We start from the raw sequence: 17,110 nt of genomic DNA on the forward strand, positions 1-17,110 counted from the left end.
CTTGGGGAGAGTGTTTTCCGATTTCTGGGATATCTAAAGTCCAACGCTCTCCCTCCGTCTTCGCCCTAGCGAGAGTGCCGCCAGGTATGCGCATTACCGACCTGTACGATATTTTTTAATGCGCAAACTTCAAGATCCCAATACTCTTCCAACTTGGCATGGGTCGACCGGTCCATTACGATGGGCAAATTTAATAACTTCAGCGCTTCCCTGGTCTGTTTCTCATTGGCCAGGTTTTGATCGATGATATGGTTAAAAAGATCCGGGCCGGTGAGGTAGGATAACGTTGACGCATAGCGGGCGGAAGCAACTGCATCTTCGAGTGAAGGCCTGTGGGTATAGAATTCTTTATGAGACATATAACGTCGATAGCTCTCATCCAACATGGCGTCTAAAGTCGGATTGTTGGCATGGGTGCCCCAATTACTGTTTGGGTATTTTCCCTTAATATTTAACGCACTATGATAAACCGGCGTGGATAATATCAGTCCCTCCGGGCTGGTGCTGAAATCGAATAGTCCGGGGGGAAGAAAAAGCGTGTCGTCCACATCCATATAAAGCCCTCCCCGGCGATTAAGCAGATCCAATCGAATGACATCGCAGGCGGAAGCGAAGTTGGTCGCCCGGCCTCGGTTACCATCGATGGCGGCAGAATAATGCTCGAAATTTTTCGTTTGTGAAAAAGCATGATAATAATCGGTGAATTCTAAATTGATGACCACTACGTCTTTCGCCAGTTCCTTCAACCGCGCCAGGTTGCGAACATAGGCATCATTATTTTCGCTGGAAAGATAGAGCTTAAAATCATAGGGACGTGGGAACTCTTTTGCCATACGGGCGTTATTTTGCAGATTTTTGATAATATTTTCTGGTATGTCATTCTTTCCGACCCAAATGGACGTAATTTTTCTCGGAATGTTTTTTTTCAAGTTCGCCAAAATTTTTATGGGGGAGCTATTCCACGGGAGATCGATTCCCAATGCCTTGATACCCTCATATTGGTCTTGTGGCGTAGCTAAAGCCGGTTCAAGTATGTTTGTTTTCTCCAGTTTACCGTCAGGATTGATCATATAATTATCTTGAGGGACAAACTCGATTATCGTCTCGACCTTGGTTTTGTCCTTGCGCGGGTAAAACACATTACGCGACAGATCGTATATTACCGAGGTGGCTTTACCGTTTATTCGCGTGCGGATTTCATTCATATCAACAAAAAATCCATATTCATTGAACTTCAACCGTTTGGCCTTTAAGGAAGTGAGCGTATTGGAAAGGGGCGCTGACATCGCGCGCAGGGCGGAACCGGCGTTATCTGAAGAACCGGCCGCGCCGGAATGGCCGGCGGCATTAACGGGATCCGCTGCGCCTGAATGTCCGGCGGCGCCAGGATGGCCGGCGGCGTCCATGGAATCTCCACGCCATTTAGCCGCGGCCCGGGGCCCTCCTTTCCCGCCCAGTCCTTGATGGCCCATGATTTTCAGCTTTTCGCTGAATTTAACCGGAATGGCCCTGAAATGATTTTTTTTGCTCAGAAACAGCTTGGGTCCAAACAGGATGCCTGTTTCCAGGTTGCTCATGGCATAGACCTCACGATCGCGGTATTTTTGATCTTCAAGCCGTTTAATACCGATCTTTCTTCCCGTGCCTTTCTCGGTGATGATAAATACCGGATCAAAATGCGCCGATGGCGGTAATAACAACGGTGTATCCAGTGTCCGTTCAAAGAGTGCTTTTATTTTTGGTAAGCTCTTTCCCATATGCTTACTGACTGACATGGCCTGATAAAAAGATTTTTTACCGACAAAATAAATAATTTCAAAGCCTGGATCCATAAAGCGAGCCGCACCTTTCGCCAACGCTATCATCTCATTGAGTGAGACAATTTTCGAGGCAGGCTGAAGAGAATGTACAAGTAAAAGCTGTGCCGACCTGGCAGCAATATCCTTCATGGTATAACGTGCCGCCGCCATGGTGAGCGCGTTTCGCCCCGCCGTATGCAGGCCTTTCAAAAGCAGCGTGCCGCTTTTTGCCATCAGCTGGTTTATTTGGCCCAATACCGGTATCAGTGAAACAATATCCAGCGCGCAATCTAAAACAGTCTCTTCCACTTCATCTTCGGCAATTCCGTCAATACAGGAATAAAAGGGAATCAATGATAGGAAAAAATCTTTTGCCATATGCAGAACATGTTTATCATAACCCGCTTCATACAATTTATTCATCATTTGCGCGGCATGATCCGCAACCAGGGACTCTATCAGCTTCGCGAAATTCTGGGAAAGCGGTAATATCTTTTTTGTTTTCAGCAAACAGACAGACACCCTGCCGTTGCCAGGCATTAATGAGGCATATTCCTGTAATGGCAAGAGATAGATTATCCGATAGCCCTCATTATTGCGCGTCAAAGCATACAAAACATCCTGATAAAACCGGTTCATGACAAACAGCTCGGTTTCAGGATGCAAAATAATCTTTGCAACGTCGGCAGGAAAGGCATAGGAACCGGGACTCTCACGAAACCACCGGGTTTGGCAATACTTGAAACCAAACTTCGGATTGATCAAGGGCTCAGAAGCCACATATTTATCCACGGTAACGTCATGCCAGTGATTATCGTCAGTAGGGAAATAGGTACTCCAGGCGAGCCCCAGCAACAAACGTTCAACCACACTGAACTTTTCGGTTATCGCTTTGTTTTGTGCGATAAAAACATCATCGATGTTGGGCAATTTAACGTAACTTGCCTCATCAGGATAAAAGAATAGCAAGCGAGCACTCGTTGCTCCGTCATTGTGGCGCATATAGGATATGGCTAAAGGGCTATCAAGAGAATGCATCGCGGAAAGGGGGCAATCGGGAGTAATTTTTAACAAATACTCACTGGCGGAAACTTGGGAACAAGATTTATTGAGAATCTCCTCAGCGAGTGCTGTTCGCGATTTGTAGTTTGCCATCGCCACGGATAGCGCGGTGAAAGGATTACTAGCTTGTAAGTAAAGTTCTTTTTCCTTAAAATAATATTGTAAAGCATCGTGGACAGCGGATGCATAAATTTCATCTTTTTGATAATGTCCTTCCCGTGATGCTATAAACCTCACCAAGGCGGGAAATTGATAAAACAAAAGCCATTGTGGGGGAGCCAGACCGGCTTCAACCTGCAATTGAACAAATTCACCCAATTCCGCGGCTTCTTCACGACTTATATTACCTATATTCATGTCGCTTTGGCGTGCGAAAATCAAACCGGCCTGTATGCCCCCCAGCTCAAAACTCGTCATACTAATATTATTAAAGGGGGTTTCTTGCCAGTATTCCAGTACCGGCAATTCGGGGATAATTATCCGATGCCACAATTCTTCCTTACACTGCGATTTATCCGCCGCACCGTCTTGCGAGGTAAGATTGCCCCAATATGTCGCCAGAACGCCGTGCAACCGAGTCCCCAACGATAATAATGATAACTTTTCAAGGTCGTGGTAGGTTGAAAGCTGCCCGGTGAAAAAGTTTTCAAATGTATCGTTTAATACATTCATATGGAACCAGCGGCGAACGACCATTCCTGCGACATTGCCGGGAATATTCTCGCCTTCGCTGCCGCCATAATAGGCCACTGAAGCCAATAATACCCTGGCCAGCTCATGGATATGAACCTTCTCCAGCGCAATATACGACAACGCGTCCCGCACCAGGTCCGCAACCAGCGTGATATTCTCTTGATTCTTTATCGGAATATTATTTAAAAAACCGTACATGGCCGCATTTTGTTTAAGTAAAGTTGCAGCGGCATTTTTTTTCGGATAATAGAGATTATCGGTATGAGCATTGATAAGGCTATGATTGCCCACCGGGGCAGGTGGTACTTCAACCGCGGACGCTGAGGGAAATAACGATATGTTATCAATATAGGTTTTAACCTTGTAAACGCTGTTTTCCATCAGGCGCTTCATCGTCGACATAGCGGCAGTGGATATTAACGTCATGACATTCGTCGACGTACCGGCAATGCCGGCCCAGCGCCGGCCCGGCTGGTTATCATGGTTTTTATCATCTGCCCGCCGTGATGCTCGCAGCGATTGCCCGGTTATACAATCGTCCCGGCCTTCATAGCCAAGGCGGGCCGCCGATAAATATTCCGCAGACACCGGAAAATCATTTCTTATGCAGCAATTGGCCGTTATTTCCGCCGCATTGACCGTGGACAGCGATATTTTTTTGATTCCGATGCCTAGCGGCGACCGGAAAACACCAGCAGGACCACTCCCCGAGGCCGCTGGTTTCATTCGCCGGGCAGAAGGGGAAAAAACCATTGGCTCTGCCGCATTGGTCACCCACAACAGCATATGCAGCATCAGGTTTGCCCGGCAATTCGCAGCGGCATCCCCTGGATGATTAGATAAATAATGTAATCTGGTTGTCAGCTTTTTATCGCTCATATATTTATGAGTTTTATTATGATATATCCCGATATTTTGTCGATAGATATCCTTATCATTCAACTTCATTATTAGCCCCATTGGTTATTAATATTAAATCAATTTTTTCAATACTAACAATGACTAATTTATAACATGTATATTTTAGTGGAATTGGTATATAACTCTGCAACTTCTAATTTATTTTGAAACGATTAAGGGCGCGAGGTCAGTGAAAAACCGGCTTATTCAGAATATGCTAAACCCGATAAGCTGCATAGCGTTTTTGCTAAATAATAGGGATTGCTCAAATAACGCCGAGTCGCTGGACGACGTTTATCTCGACACATAAGGGCGCCACGAGGTGCGGGCCCGGCAATAGAGGACATTATTGGCGTTTGCCCGGCTTTGTGGTAATGTGCGCGGATGATACGGCTGAACAAGTCCCGGCCGTTAATGGGTGCAAAAGTGATATGGCTTTATTGATTACCAAGAAGTGTATTAACTGCGACATGTGCGAGCCCGAGTGTCCGAACCAGGCTATCAGCATGGGGCCTGAGATCTATGAAATCGACCCGAACCGCTGCACTGAATGCGTCGGTCATTACGAGACACCTACCTGCCAGAAAGTGTGCCCTATTGATAACACCATCATTGCGGACCCGGCCGTTTTGGAAAGCAACGAGCAGCTGTGGGAAAAATTCGTGATGATGTACCACAGCGATCGATTGTAGTTTATCCACCGTCTCGTCGTCCACTCAAGCGGCGGCATTAGCCGTTAGGCCTGGGGGCTTTCTTGATATTCGATGATAACGGTGGCGCAGGCATAATGGCGCTCATCCGCCAGCGTCACGTGGATTTGCGTCACCTTCAGGTTTGCCGCCAGCTCGGCGGCCTGTAGATGTAGCGTCAAACCGGGCTTACCCAACACGTCGTTGTTTACTTCAAAATGCGCAAACGCCAGGCCGTTGCGAATACCGGTGCCGAACGCCTTCGCCGCCGCCTCCTTTACCGCAAAGCGTTTGGCCAGAAAGCGGATGGGCCGCTTATGCTTAAGGTATTGCGCCCATTCGGCCTCGCTAAGGATACGGCGAGCAAAACGGTCGCCGCTGCGCGCCACCACCGCTTCGATACGCTCGATTTCAACGATATCGGTGCCGATCCCAAGGATAGGCATCAGGCGCGCGCCTTGAGCATCAGCCGCTTCATTTCGGACACCGCCTCGGCCAAACCGCTCATCACCCCGCGGCCGATGATGGAATGACCAATGTTCAGTTCGTGCATTTGCGGCAGCGCGGCGATGAGCTGGACATTCTGGTAGGTCAGGCCGTGACCGGCGTTGACTTTGAGTCCCTGGCGCTCGGCAAACACCGCCCCCAGGCGTATACGCTCGAACTCCGTCAGCCGGGCGGCTTCATCAGCGGCATCGGCGTATGCGCCGGTGTGTATTTCGATATAGGGCGCACCCACCGCCACCGCCGCCGCAATTTGTTTTTCATCGGGATCAATAAATAACGACACCTGAATGCCGGCCGCAGATAAACGAGCCACCGCATCTCTCATCTTGTCGATTTGGCCGGCAACGTCAAGGCCGCCTTCAGTGGTCACTTCCTGGCGTTTTTCCGGTACCAGGCAGCAAAAATGCGGCCGCAACTCACAGGCAATGGCGATCATTTCGCTGGTCACCGCCATTTCCAGATTCATCCGGGTCTGGATGGTCTGGCGCAGTAAACGGACATCGCGGTCGGTAATATGGCGGCGGTCTTCGCGCAAATGAACGGTGATACCATCCGCACCCGCCTGCTCGGCGATAAAGGCCGCCTGTACCGGATCGGGGTAATTCGTGCCCCGCGCGTTGCGCAAGGTGGCAATATGATCAATGTTCACGCCTAACAGCAAACCGGACATAGCATTCCTCTGTACTCAGTCAACCTTATCAGCCTAGACCTGCCGGCCTACACCTATCATTTACATCTATATGCCCGCACTAGTCTGTTTATGCTTAGCGCGGTGGATTATCCCGGCACCGAAACGGCCCCGGCCAGTTTAACCGGGCGTGCCGTTGTCGGGCAACGGCTTAGGCGGGATTTTATTTACCATAAACTGGCCGAAAAGCTCACGGCTTTTTAAGGGCTTACCCCCCAGATAGGGTTTAAGCGCCATGCGGGTAAACCGTTTAGCGGCGCGCAGCGTTTCCATATCGGGAAAATGTCCGGCGGCCAGCGCCTGCAGCTCACGTCCGGTAAAGCTGTAGTGGTCGATGACGACGCTGGCTATAAAACCTTTTTCTTCCCGGAAGCGGTAAGTCATATCATCATCCACCGGCAGGCCGGTAGCGGCACAGTGCAGGAAATCCACGCCGTAGCCCAGGTGATGGAGCAGCGACAGCTCAAATCGCCTTAGGGTGGGCTCGGGGGATCCGGTAGCGGCCGCAAGTGACTGCAAACATTGCAGATAATCAAAGAACAGGGAGGAGTAGTCGGTGCCGTAGGCCATTACCCGTGACAGCAGCTCATTGGCATACAACCCGCTGTAGAGCATCAGGCCGGTTAACGGCAGGCCCAGGGAGACAGGCTCGGCATTGCTCAGGGTTTTGACTTCGCCCCGCCCGCTCCAGCGGATAAGCAGCGGCGTGAAGGGTTGCAGAACACCTTTCAAGGCGGAGCGGCGGGAGCGCGCTCCTTTGGCCAGGATCCGCACCCGCCCGTCGTTTTCGGTAAAAAAATCCAACAGCAAGCTGGTTTCGCTATAAGGTCGTCCATGCAGGACAAACGCGCGCTGCCAGCCCTCCATCGGCTATTCCCTCAGAGATCTTCGCCGTAACCTAGACTGCGCAAGGCCCGCTCGTCATCGGCCCAGCCGGATTTCACCTTAACCCAGAGCTCGAGATGCACTTTGTTCTCGAACATCGTTTCCATATCCTGACGGGCTTCGATACCGATGGTTTTGATCTTGCTGCCCTTGTTGCCGATAACCATTTTTTTCTGGCCTTCGCGCTCCACCAGGATCAGGCCATGGATATCAAAACCGCCACGTTCGTTGGTGACAAAACTCTCGATTTCCACGGTGACCGAATAAGGCAATTCTTCGCCCAGGTAGCGCATGAGTTTTTCACGGATAATCTCGGAGGCCATGAAACGCTGCGAGCGATCGGTAATGTACTCTTCGGGAAACTGATGCACGCCCTCGGGCAGGCACTTGCGCACAATAGCCGCCAGCGTGTCGACATTCATCCCGGTTTCGGCGCAAATGGGCACCACATCGTGAAAATTCAGCTGCTGGCTGAGGAAATTCATATGGGGCAGCAGCCGGCTTTTGTCGGTGACGTTATCCACTTTATTAATGGCCAGCACCACCGGACAATGGACATCGCGCAGTTTGTTCACCACCATCTCGTCATCATCGGTCCAGTGAGTGCCTTCCACCACAAAAATAACCAGTTCCACATCACCCATGGAGCTGCTGGCGGCACGGTTCATCAAGCGGTTGATGGCGCGCTTTTCTTCAATGTGCAGCCCGGGAGTATCCACATAAATGGCCTGGTAAGGCCCCTCGGTATGGATACCCATAATGCGGTGGCGGGTGGTCTGCGGCTTACGGGAGGTAATGGAAACCTTCTGCCCCAGGAACTGGTTCAGCAGGGTGGACTTGCCCACGTTGGGCCGTCCGACAATGGCCACAAATCCGCAATAGGTTATTTCTTCGCTCATTCAAGCTCCAGCTCTTTCAGCGCCTGCTCGGCGGCTGATTGTTCGGCTTTACGACGGCTGGATCCGTTACCCACCACGGGTTCCGACAAGCCGCTGACATGGCAGTGAATAGTAAATTCCTGATCATGCGCCTCGCCACGAACCTGAACCACCAGATAAGTAGGTAACGGCAAATGACGCCCCTGCAAATACTCCTGCAGACGGGTCTTTGGGTCCTTTTGCTTGTCGCCGGGACTGATTTCATCCAGGCGGCTGCGATACCAGTTAAGGATCAGACGCTCGATATTCTGAATGTCGCTATCGAGAAAAATCCCGCCGATCAGGGCCTCCACGGTATCGGCCAGAATGGATTCACGACGAAACCCGCCGCTCTTCAACTCTCCGGGTCCCAGCCGCAGGCACTCTCCCAGTTCGAACTCGCGGGCCATTTCCGCCAGGGTATTGCCCCGCACCAGCGTCGCGCGCATGCGGCTCATATCACCTTCGTCTACCCGCGGGAAACGAAGATACAGCGCATTGGCGATGACAAAACTCAATATTGAGTCACCAAGAAATTCCAGCCGTTCATTATGTTTGCTGCTGGCGCTTCGGTGTGTCAAAGCCTGTAACAGGAGCTCGTTCTGCTGAAAAGTGTAGCCCAGTTTCTTCTGGAGCCTATTAATTAAGATGGGGTTCATGCGTTACCAATAACTCAACCATGCGTCAAATAACTACAGCATACGGAACAGGTCTGCTTGAGCTAAGCCACGCCAAAACTGTTTCGTTTGCAGTGGCGCCCTTACCGGGAACCAGTCTGTTATAACCTTCATCTTTCAAGCCGCAGCTGTGTTGGCTACACTTGTTCACCCGAATCACTTACCTAAGTAAGCTCATCGGGTTCACAACCTTGCCGCCTTGCTGCAACTCGAAAGCTATTGGGTATACTACCTTCATCTTTCAAGCCGCGGCCGTGATGGCCGCAGCCTGAAAGCTATTATGTATATTCTACAACGGGTGGCGCGATAATGCTTCGCTTAAAAAGAGATTTGATTAATGAATACCGCCGATACGTCTTAAACGAACGCCGGTAGGCCATTTCCCTTCTTGTTTTTCAAAACTCATCCAAATCGCCGTCGCTTTGCCCACCAGATTTCTTTCCGGGACAAAACCCCAATAACGGCTATCGGCGCTATCATCGCGATTATCGCCCATCATGAAATACTCCCCGTCGGGCACTACCCACTCCATCCGCTGCTGGTAATAGAGATTCATCTGATCCTGCTGGCCGGGAACGGTCAGAATACGATGGGATATGTCGCCCAGGGTCTCGATGCGCTGCGCCAGGCGGATACCGTCATCCACCGACTGGTCCGGCGCCACTTCCAAAAAGCCGGAGGAGGATTCGCCGTTGCCGGTGGAATCAAAGGTCTGGACAAAATCGCTGGGAGCCATTTCGCTATAGGTCACCGGCAATGCGCTGTTGCAGGTAGGACTATTGCCGCACCCCGGATGAACCGTCACGGTTTTTGACAGCGGATCGTAACTGACGCGGTCGCCGGGCAGACCAATCACTCGTTTGATATAGTCCAGCGTCGGGTCAAGGGGATATTTGAATACCACCACATCGCCGCGCTGCGGATGCCCGGTGGGGATCAGCGTGGCTTGGGTAATGGGATTTTTGATCCCGTAGGCGAATTTTTCCACCAGGATGAAATCCCCTACCAATAACGTCGGCATCATTGAGCCCGACGGGATTTGAAACGGCTCATAAATAAAAGAGCGGACTACAAATACCACCAGCAATACCGGAAAAATCGAAGCACAGGTTTCAATCCAGCCGGGCTGGCCGACTTTTTTCGGCACGGCTTTACCAGCGACCGGAACGCCGGTATCAAGCGTGGCTTGCGCTTGTTTCATCCGGCGTGCCGGTGCCAGTTTAAATCGATCCACGCACCAGATAATACCGGTTATCAAGGTCGCTATTGCCAGGATCAAGGCAAACATATTCGCCATGCTAACTCCTCAAACTCATTTACTGTCTTTGCCGACGTGCAGAATAGCCAAAAAGGCTTCCTGCGGCAGCTCCACGTTACCAACCTGCTTCATGCGCTTCTTGCCTTCTTTTTGCTTTTGCAACAATTTCTTCTTGCGGCTGACATCGCCGCCGTAACATTTCGCCAGTACGTTTTTACGCAATTGCTTAATAGTGGAACGGGCAATAATGTGGTTGCCGATAGCCGCCTGAATGGCGATATCAAACTGCTGCCGGGGGATGAGTTCCTGCATTTTCTCCACGATTTCGCGCCCGCGACGCTGTGAATTATCACGATGGGTAATTAACGCCAGGGCGTCTACCCGTTCTCCGTTAATGAGGATATCCACCCGAACCATATCGGAGGTTTGGAAACGCTTGAAACCGTAATCCAGCGAAGCATAGCCGCGGGAGGTGGATTTCAGCCGATCGAAAAAGTCCAGGACCACTTCCGACATGGGAATTTCGTAAGTGAGCGCCACCTGGTTGCCGTGATAGACCATATTGGTCTGCATTCCGCGCTTTTCGATACAAAGGGTAATGACATTGCCGAGGAACTCCTGCGGCAACAACATATGGCATTCCGCGATGGGTTCGCGCAACTCAAGAATATTGTTCAGGGGCGGCAGCTTGGACGGGCTGTCCACGTACTGGGTCTGGTTATCCGTGGTCACCACTTCGTAGATAACCGTCGGCGCGGTGGTGATAAGCTCCAGATCGTATTCCCGCTCCAGTCGCTCCTGTATGATTTCCATATGCAGCAAGCCCAGGAAACCGCAGCGAAAACCAAAACCCAGGGCGGTGGAGCTCTCCGGCTCGTAGAACAGCGAAGCGTCGTTCAGGCTCAGCTTCCCGAGAGCATCGCGGAAGGCTTCATAATCGTCGGAGCTGATGGTGAACATGCCGGCATAGACCTGCGGCTTCACTTTCTTGAAGCCCGGCAGGGCCTTTTCCGCCGGTTGGCGGGCCAGGGTCAGGGTATCCCCCACCGGCGCCCCCAGGATATCCTTGATGGCGCAAACCAGCCAACCCACCTCGCCGCAGTTCAGGATGTCCCGGTCCACCCGCTTCGGCGTGAAAATGCCCAGCCGGTCGGCATTGTAGCTCTGGCCGGTACTCATGACCTTGACTTTATCGCCCTTGCGCAGCGTGCCGTTTTTTACCCGGATCAGCGACACCACGCCCAGATAGTTGTCAAACCACGAATCGATGATCAGCGCCTGCAGCGGCCCCTCCGGGGAGCCTTGGGGCGGTGGGATGTCGCGCACCAGCCGCTCCAGCACTTCCGGCACGCCTTCGCCGGTCTTGGCCGAACAGCGCACCGCGTCGGTGGCGTCGATGCCGACGATATCCTCGATTTCCTGCGCCACTCGCTCGGGATCGGCGGCGGGCAGATCGATCTTGTTCAATACCGGCACGACTTCCAGATTCATTTCCATGGCGGTATAGCAGTTGGCGAGAGTCTGCGCCTCCACGCCCTGCCCCGCGTCCACCACCAGCAAGGCCCCTTCGCAGGCCGCCAGGGAGCGAGACACTTCGTAGGAAAAGTCCACATGTCCGGGAGTATCGATAAAGTTCAGTTGGTAAATCTGACCGTCATTGGCTTTATAATCCAGCGTTACGCTCTGGGCCTTGATGGTAATGCCGCGCTCACGCTCCAAATCCATGGAGTCCAATACCTGGGCTTCCATTTCCCGCTCGGCCAAACCGCCGCAGGTTTGGATCAGGCGATCGGAGAGAGTCGACTTACCGTGGTCGATATGGGCGATTATTGAAAAGTTTCTTATATGCTTCATTTATATGAATTTTTCTCAAATTTTAACGCTAAAAAATATTCCAATGGAAACGGGGATGGATATAGCAACACGATTACCCGTAAAAACATCGTCGCATCTTACACTGAAAGCGGAAACCAAGAAAGGCAGCCGAGGAAGATCCGGCTGGGGCCTTGTCATCGGATTATTACCCCACTCCTTGTTCCTATGACACTTCCGGCATCAGCCGCTTCCCGACAAACCGCCGGAAGGTTGTAAATTGATTTAAAGCGGGAGGTTGGAATGCGATACACGCCCGCGAACGCGGACCATTGACGAATAGGGAGTAGCCCGGAGCTGTTGAGATAGCGTCCAGGCAGCGGCCCGTTATAAGGCAACAGGGCCGGCGGCGGCCCGTCACCGTCAAGCTACTCTTTTTCCCGACGGAAAGAGAGGGAAGCCGGCGGCAGAGCGATTTGCAAAATCACCGGTTGATATTCAATCTGGTTGCCGATGCGCTGCGCCAGAAAACGCGCCAGCAGCATACCGCCGGCCCCCCCCAGCAGCCCACCCAATGCGGCGGCGATATCGGTGTGGAAGAGGCCCTGCAGGATTGACGCGCAGCCGATTAAGCCCACCAGAGGCAGCATATACACCAGCAAAGCCGAACGGATCAGGCTGCTTTCGGTGATGCCCACTTCCACCCGCTGGCCGGGCACCAGAGGGTGCTTGCTTTCCACGCGCAGCTGGTGCGACGAATCGGCCCCCATTTTATTGAGGATGCTGGTGCCGCAGCTGCTGCGGGAATGACAGCTGCCGCAACCCGAGCTTTGCTCGCAACGCAGTTGCGCAATACCTTGCTGCCAGGAGATAACCGTTGCCCATTCTTTAATCATGGTTGCGCCTTAAACACCACGCTGTCGGCGATACGCTTTGCGGTTGCCGGAGGCAATTCACCGACTACGGTGATTTCTGTATTGTTGCGAATATCGGTATAGACCGTGCGCCTGCCGGTGCGGATATACCGCTCCGCGCTGCTGTCCGCCGCGGTGGCCTGGTTGATATTCACCGCGAAACTGAATAACCCGTCGGAATACAGCCTGGCTTCAATGGGCACGTTAATGCCCGGCAGCGTACGGCGACTGCGCGAGACTTCAGCGGTACCCGCCGGCAGCCAGTTGGTGTTCCAATCAAACTGTGACTTTTCCGAGGCCGGCACCGCCAGCAACGGAGGTAGATTCACTTTGTCCAGACCCTGCATCATGTCCATGACCTGCGGGTCGACGACAAATGAGATCACCCGGAATTGTTCCAGCGCCTCACCGTCGCGATCCAGCAAATCGACACGTAAAGGCAGTTTCGTCTCGGAGTCGATCCACACCACGTAACCAAACCGGGTACTGTCCCGCGCTACTATGCGCACCACATCGCATAAGCGATCGGAGACTCGCGTCCGCCCTACGGGAATAAAATCGTAGAACTGCGCCAGACGCCCAAAATCAGCGTAAACGATAGAAGGAAGAGAATCAACGATATGATCGCCGGAGAGTGTAAAGGGTTCGAGGCCGGGTTCGAAATAACTGATTTCGTCGCCCCGCTGAAGGATTTCAAGCCGGGGGCCATCCATTTGCAGCAGCTGTGCAAACGGACGTTTTTCAAACAGGGCGTGACGAAAACGCAAAGAATCCACACCCTGCTTGCTGACGCTGACGTAAGCAAATTCATAGCTTAATGATTTGCTTGCCTGGCTCATCTGCTGAAGCAAGACGCCGGGGGCGGTAATGGGGGCAGGAGCCCCTGCGGGGGCGGAAGCAGGTGCCCCGGAGGGAACGGAAGCGGTAGCCTCGGCCGGGGCATTTGTCGCATAGAGCAAGCCGCTTGTCATTAAACAAACGGCACACCAAAATTGCTTCATTACTGAGGCTGCATTCCTAATGACTGTGTTCCCGGGACCTGAACCGCTGCTTGCTGGGCTTCATGCTGGTCGAATTGCAATTGCGTTGAATGCACCCGACGCTGCAATTCGAAATCCTGAAAGATTGCGTTGATGCGTTTGCGCTGTTCCTGCACCTGCTGCTGCTGCTGCTGCGAACCGGTATCGGCAACCGCGCCGCCTGAAGGGACACCCAGGCTGACGGGGGACGCCTGGCCCATCATGGGCAAGGTGTTGAATACCGGCGCTTCCGGCTGCGCATCGTTGACCGGACGGTTATAGTGCTGAACGCCGACGATGACCGCCAGAGACACGCAGGCCGCCAAACCGATTTGGGTCACATGGGCAACCCAGGGGCTCGCCTTGCGCCAGAACGGCAGCTTGTGCCAGGTTTCCGGCCGGGGCTGCGACTCTTTCACCGAGACAGGCACCAGGCGTACAGGTTCCTGGGCAATTGCGGCCGCGACACGATCGGCGATATCAAGATGAAGGGTTTCACCAATATCACCACGCATTGTATCGCGGATCAGATGATACCGTTGCCAGCTCTGCCGTAACGAGTCATCTTTCGATAACGCGTTAATCAGTTCATTATCGAACAGTTCACCATCCATAAGAGCCGAAAGCTTTTCATTACGCATGCGTGGGCACCTTCTCCTGCCGCCATCGTTATCGCTGAATCAGCGGTTGAATTTTATTATCAATAGCTTCGCGTGCACGGAAGATACGCGATCTTACCGTTCCCACGGGGCAATCCATGATGGACGCTATCTCTTCATAGCTTAAACCATCCAGTTCCCGAAGCGTAATGGCCATACGTAAATCTTCAGGAAGCCCTTCAATAGTGCGAAACACTATCTGTCGCAATTCTTCAGACAACATTAAATTCTCAGGGTTCGATATTTCTTTCAATGCGCCGGCACTTTCGTAATTTTCGGCATCATTGGCGTCCACATCGCTGGCCGGCGGACGCCGTCCCTGAGCTACCAGATAATTTTTCGCCGTGTTTACGGCGATTCGATACAGCCATGTATAAAAAGCGCTGTCCCCGCGAAAAGAGTCCAGGGCGCGATACGCCTTGATAAACGACTCCTGGGCCACATCAGGTACGTCCCCTTGGGGAACGTAACGCGACACCAGGCTCGCTACTTTATGCTGGTAACGAACGACCAGTAAATTGAACGCTTTTTGGTCGCCTTTCTGCACCCGTTCAACCAGCACCTGATCCGTTAACTGCTCGCTCATCCGAGGTAAATTCTCCCCAAATTTATCTCCACGCGAAAAAAATAGTACCGCCAGCCACTAAACCAATAACACGAGCAAGCTCCCGCTTGGAGTTTATGCTAACCATGAAGTTCCGTCCCACCTGTATTTTTTTGGATTCAATGGGAGACGGCTATCGGCGCACCGGCTCTCGGGCCGGGTGTCAGTCAGACTATCATGAAAAAAATATTTTTAGTGTTAGATTCCTGAAATCACGCGACCAGATCATAAAATCCGGTCCGGCACCGTATCAACAGCGCAGGTTACCCGGTATTGCGACGGCTGTCAGTAAAGAAGAGAAAATTGTCATGGGTAAAATATCAGCAATTAGCGGTTTAGCCCTAAATCATTGAGTGCTACCATCGGAAAACTGTAATTTCTTATTGGGTAAACACCATCCAAATGCAACCCTCAACTGAACATGTAACCGATGTATTGGTCATTGGCAGCGGTGCGGCCGGGCTTTCGCTGGCCTTGCGCCTGGCCGGGCATTGTCAGGTCATGGTACTGAGCAAAGGGCCGCTCAGCGAAGGATCCACCTATTACGCCCAGGGCGGCATCGCCGCGGTGTTTGACGAAACCGACACCATTGATTCCCATGTGGAAGATACGCTTATCGCCGGCGCCGGGCTGTGCGATCGCGAAGCGGTGGAATTTATCGCCGGCAACGCCCGCCACTGCGTCCAATGGTTGATTGACCAAGGGGTTTTGTTCGATACCGAAACCAGCAGTGATACCAAGGAGCATTATCATCTGACCCGAGAAGGCGGCCATAGCCACCGCAGGATTTTGCACGCGGCGGACGCCACCGGCAAAGAGGTGGAAACCACTCTGGTGGAGAAAGCGGCCAACCATCCGAATATCCATATTATGGAGCGCTGCAACGCGGTGGACCTGATAAGCTCCAATAAAATCGGGCTGACCGGTACCCGGCGGGTGGTGGGTGCGTATATCTGGAACCGTGAAAAGGAACGGGTGGAAACCTGCCGGGCGAAGACCGTGGTGCTGGCCACCGGCGGTTCGTCAAAAGTCTACCAATACACCACCAACCCCGATATTTCCTCGGGGGACGGGATCGCCATGGCCTGGCGAGCCGGCTGCCGGGTGGCCAATCTTGAATTCAACCAATTTCACCCCACCTGCCTGTTTCATCCCCAGGCGCGTAATTTCCTGCTGACCGAAGCCCTGCGCGGCGAGGGAGCGCTGCTCAAGCGTCCCGACGGCTCGCGTTTCATGCCCGATTTCGACGAACGGGGAGAACTGGCGCCGCGGGATATCGTGGCCCGCGCCATCGACCACGAAATGAAACGCCTGGGGGCCGACTGCATGTACCTGGATATCAGCCACAAGCCGGCGGAGTTTATCCAGCATCATTTCCCGATGATCTATCAAAAGCTGCTTACCCTTGATATCGATTTAACCAAAGAGCCTATTCCCATCGTGCCGGCGGCGCACTATACCTGCGGCGGCGTGATGGTGGATCAGCGCGGACGTACCGATCTTGACGGGTTATACGCCATCGGCGAAGTGAGTTATACCGGCCTGCACGGGGCCAACCGCCTGGCGTCCAACTCCTTGCTGGAGTGCCTGGTCTATGGCTGGTCCGCCTCGGAGGATATCATCACGCGCCTGCCCACCGTCAAACAGGCAAAACAGCTGCCGCCCTGGGATGAAAGCCGGGTCAGCAACTCCGATGAAGAAGTGGTCCTGCAGCATAACTGGCACGAACTGCGCCTGTTCATGTGGGACTATGTGGGCATCGTGCGCACCACCAAAAGGCTGGAACGGGCCTTGCACCGGATCAATCTGCTGCAGCGGGAAATAGACGAGTATTACTCCAATTTCCGCATCTCCAATAATCTGCTTGAGGTGCGCAACCTGATCCAGGTGGCGGAACTGATTGTAAAAAGCGCCATGCTGCGAAAGGAGAGCCGGGGCCTGCATTACACCCTGGACTATCCGGATATGCTGGAAAATCCGCAGCCCACCATTTTGCACCCCTGATTAACGTCCTGCCCCTGAAACCG

General features: G+C 52.7%; 14 protein-coding genes. 2 read left to right on the forward strand and 12 right to left on the reverse strand.

All coding sequences use genetic code 11. The features are described from left to right. Positions 1–65: 65 nt before the first annotated feature. Complete coding sequence (locus ACL2XO_RS20685; RefSeq protein ID WP_413741415.1) at positions 66–4,502, reverse strand: glycosyltransferase; 4,437 nt, start codon at positions 4,500–4,502, stop codon at positions 66–68. A 383-nt stretch (positions 4,503–4,885) separates the two neighbouring features. Between ACL2XO_RS20685 and ACL2XO_RS20690 the strand changes: the two genes are divergently transcribed. Beyond that, a complete protein-coding gene (locus ACL2XO_RS20690) occupies positions 4,886–5,146 on the forward strand; it encodes a YfhL family 4Fe-4S dicluster ferredoxin (protein ID WP_413725254.1) in 261 nt (86 codons plus the stop codon). 44 nt (positions 5,147–5,190) lie between these two features. On the opposite strand, the gene acpS is transcribed toward ACL2XO_RS20690, so the two are convergent. The 11 genes from acpS to rpoE form a co-directional block, all read right to left on the reverse strand. Next, complete coding sequence (acpS, locus tag ACL2XO_RS20695; protein WP_413725255.1) at positions 5,191–5,589, reverse strand: holo-ACP synthase; 399 nt, start codon at positions 5,587–5,589, stop codon at positions 5,191–5,193. Further along, positions 5,589–6,320, reverse strand: a complete 732-nt coding sequence (pdxJ, locus tag ACL2XO_RS20700; RefSeq protein WP_413741416.1) for a pyridoxine 5'-phosphate synthase — start codon at positions 6,318–6,320, stop codon at positions 5,589–5,591. Before pdxJ ends, acpS begins: the two co-directional genes overlap by 1 nt. A gap of 138 nt (positions 6,321–6,458) precedes the next feature. Next, complete coding sequence (gene recO / locus ACL2XO_RS20705) at positions 6,459–7,205, reverse strand: DNA repair protein RecO (RefSeq protein WP_413741417.1); 747 nt, start codon at positions 7,203–7,205, stop codon at positions 6,459–6,461. Positions 7,206–7,216: 11 nt separating this feature from the next. Beyond that, a complete protein-coding gene (gene era, locus ACL2XO_RS20710; protein WP_203524606.1) occupies positions 7,217–8,122 on the reverse strand; it encodes a GTPase Era in 906 nt (301 codons plus the stop codon). Beyond that, positions 8,119–8,799, reverse strand: coding sequence for a ribonuclease III (gene rnc, locus ACL2XO_RS20715; RefSeq protein WP_132926557.1), 681 nt, complete (start codon positions 8,797–8,799; stop codon positions 8,119–8,121). The genes era and rnc overlap by 4 nt, the downstream gene beginning before the upstream one ends. Before the next feature lie 352 nt (positions 8,800–9,151). Then, the gene (gene lepB / locus ACL2XO_RS20720) at positions 9,152–10,114 is read right to left on the reverse strand and encodes a signal peptidase I (protein ID WP_413725258.1); all 963 of its coding nucleotides are present in this window, start codon (positions 10,112–10,114) and stop codon (positions 9,152–9,154) included. Between the two features lie 15 nt (positions 10,115–10,129). Further along, on the reverse strand, positions 10,130–11,929 hold the full coding sequence (lepA, locus tag ACL2XO_RS20725; RefSeq protein WP_132926553.1) for a translation elongation factor 4: 1,800 nt from the start codon (positions 11,927–11,929) through the stop codon (positions 10,130–10,132). 386 nt (positions 11,930–12,315) lie between these two features. After that, on the reverse strand, positions 12,316–12,783 hold the full coding sequence (gene rseC, locus ACL2XO_RS20730) for a SoxR-reducing system protein RseC (protein ID WP_132926551.1): 468 nt from the start codon (positions 12,781–12,783) through the stop codon (positions 12,316–12,318). Further along, positions 12,780–13,802: a sigma-E factor regulatory protein RseB gene (gene rseB / locus ACL2XO_RS20735; protein ID WP_413725260.1), complete on the reverse strand. Its 1,023-nt coding sequence runs from the start codon at positions 13,800–13,802 to the stop codon at positions 12,780–12,782. Before rseB ends, rseC begins: the two co-directional genes overlap by 4 nt. Continuing rightward, positions 13,802–14,461 (reverse strand): anti-sigma-E factor RseA, encoded by a 660-nt coding sequence (gene rseA / locus ACL2XO_RS20740; protein WP_413725262.1) that lies wholly within the window; start codon positions 14,459–14,461, stop codon positions 13,802–13,804. The genes rseB and rseA overlap by 1 nt, the downstream gene beginning before the upstream one ends. A 28-nt stretch (positions 14,462–14,489) precedes the next feature. Then, the gene (rpoE, locus tag ACL2XO_RS20745; protein ID WP_132926545.1) at positions 14,490–15,065 is read right to left on the reverse strand and encodes an RNA polymerase sigma factor RpoE; all 576 of its coding nucleotides are present in this window, start codon (positions 15,063–15,065) and stop codon (positions 14,490–14,492) included. 420 nt (positions 15,066–15,485) lie between these two features. Here rpoE and nadB point away from each other — a divergent pair, with 420 nt between their 5' ends. Next, positions 15,486–17,087 carry an L-aspartate oxidase gene (nadB, locus tag ACL2XO_RS20750; protein WP_203524611.1) on the forward strand — a complete coding sequence of 534 codons (1,602 nt, stop codon included), beginning with the start codon at positions 15,486–15,488 and terminating at the stop codon, positions 17,085–17,087. Positions 17,088–17,110 lie beyond the last annotated feature (23 nt).

This window comes from Sodalis sp. RH15 (assembly GCF_047324255.1).
Lineage (GTDB): Bacteria > Pseudomonadota > Gammaproteobacteria > Enterobacterales > Enterobacteriaceae > Acerihabitans > Acerihabitans ligni.

Coding starts and splice junctions, on each gene's coding strand:
- lepB (WP_413725258.1), bottom strand. CDS start 10,114: ATGGCGAATATGTTTGCCTTGATCCTGGCAATAGCGACCTTGATAACC.
- era (WP_203524606.1), bottom strand. CDS start 8,122: ATGAGCGAAGAAATAACCTATTGCGGATTTGTGGCCATTGTCGGACGG.
- recO (WP_413741417.1), bottom strand. CDS start 7,205: ATGGAGGGCTGGCAGCGCGCGTTTGTCCTGCATGGACGACCTTATAGC.
- nadB (WP_203524611.1), top strand. CDS start 15,486: ATGCAACCCTCAACTGAACATGTAACCGATGTATTGGTCATTGGCAGC.
- rseB (WP_413725260.1), bottom strand. CDS start 13,802: ATGAAGCAATTTTGGTGTGCCGTTTGTTTAATGACAAGCGGCTTGCTC.
- rpoE (WP_132926545.1), bottom strand. CDS start 15,065: ATGAGCGAGCAGTTAACGGATCAGGTGCTGGTTGAACGGGTGCAGAAA.
- ACL2XO_RS20685 (WP_413741415.1), bottom strand. CDS start 4,502: ATGAAGTTGAATGATAAGGATATCTATCGACAAAATATCGGGATATAT.
- acpS (WP_413725255.1), bottom strand. CDS start 5,589: ATGCCTATCCTTGGGATCGGCACCGATATCGTTGAAATCGAGCGTATC.
- ACL2XO_RS20690 (WP_413725254.1), top strand. CDS start 4,886: ATGGCTTTATTGATTACCAAGAAGTGTATTAACTGCGACATGTGCGAG.
- rnc (WP_132926557.1), bottom strand. CDS start 8,799: ATGAACCCCATCTTAATTAATAGGCTCCAGAAGAAACTGGGCTACACT.
- lepA (WP_132926553.1), bottom strand. CDS start 11,929: ATGAAGCATATAAGAAACTTTTCAATAATCGCCCATATCGACCACGGT.
- rseC (WP_132926551.1), bottom strand. CDS start 12,783: ATGATTAAAGAATGGGCAACGGTTATCTCCTGGCAGCAAGGTATTGCG.
- rseA (WP_413725262.1), bottom strand. CDS start 14,461: ATGCGTAATGAAAAGCTTTCGGCTCTTATGGATGGTGAACTGTTCGAT.
- pdxJ (WP_413741416.1), bottom strand. CDS start 6,320: ATGTCCGGTTTGCTGTTAGGCGTGAACATTGATCATATTGCCACCTTG.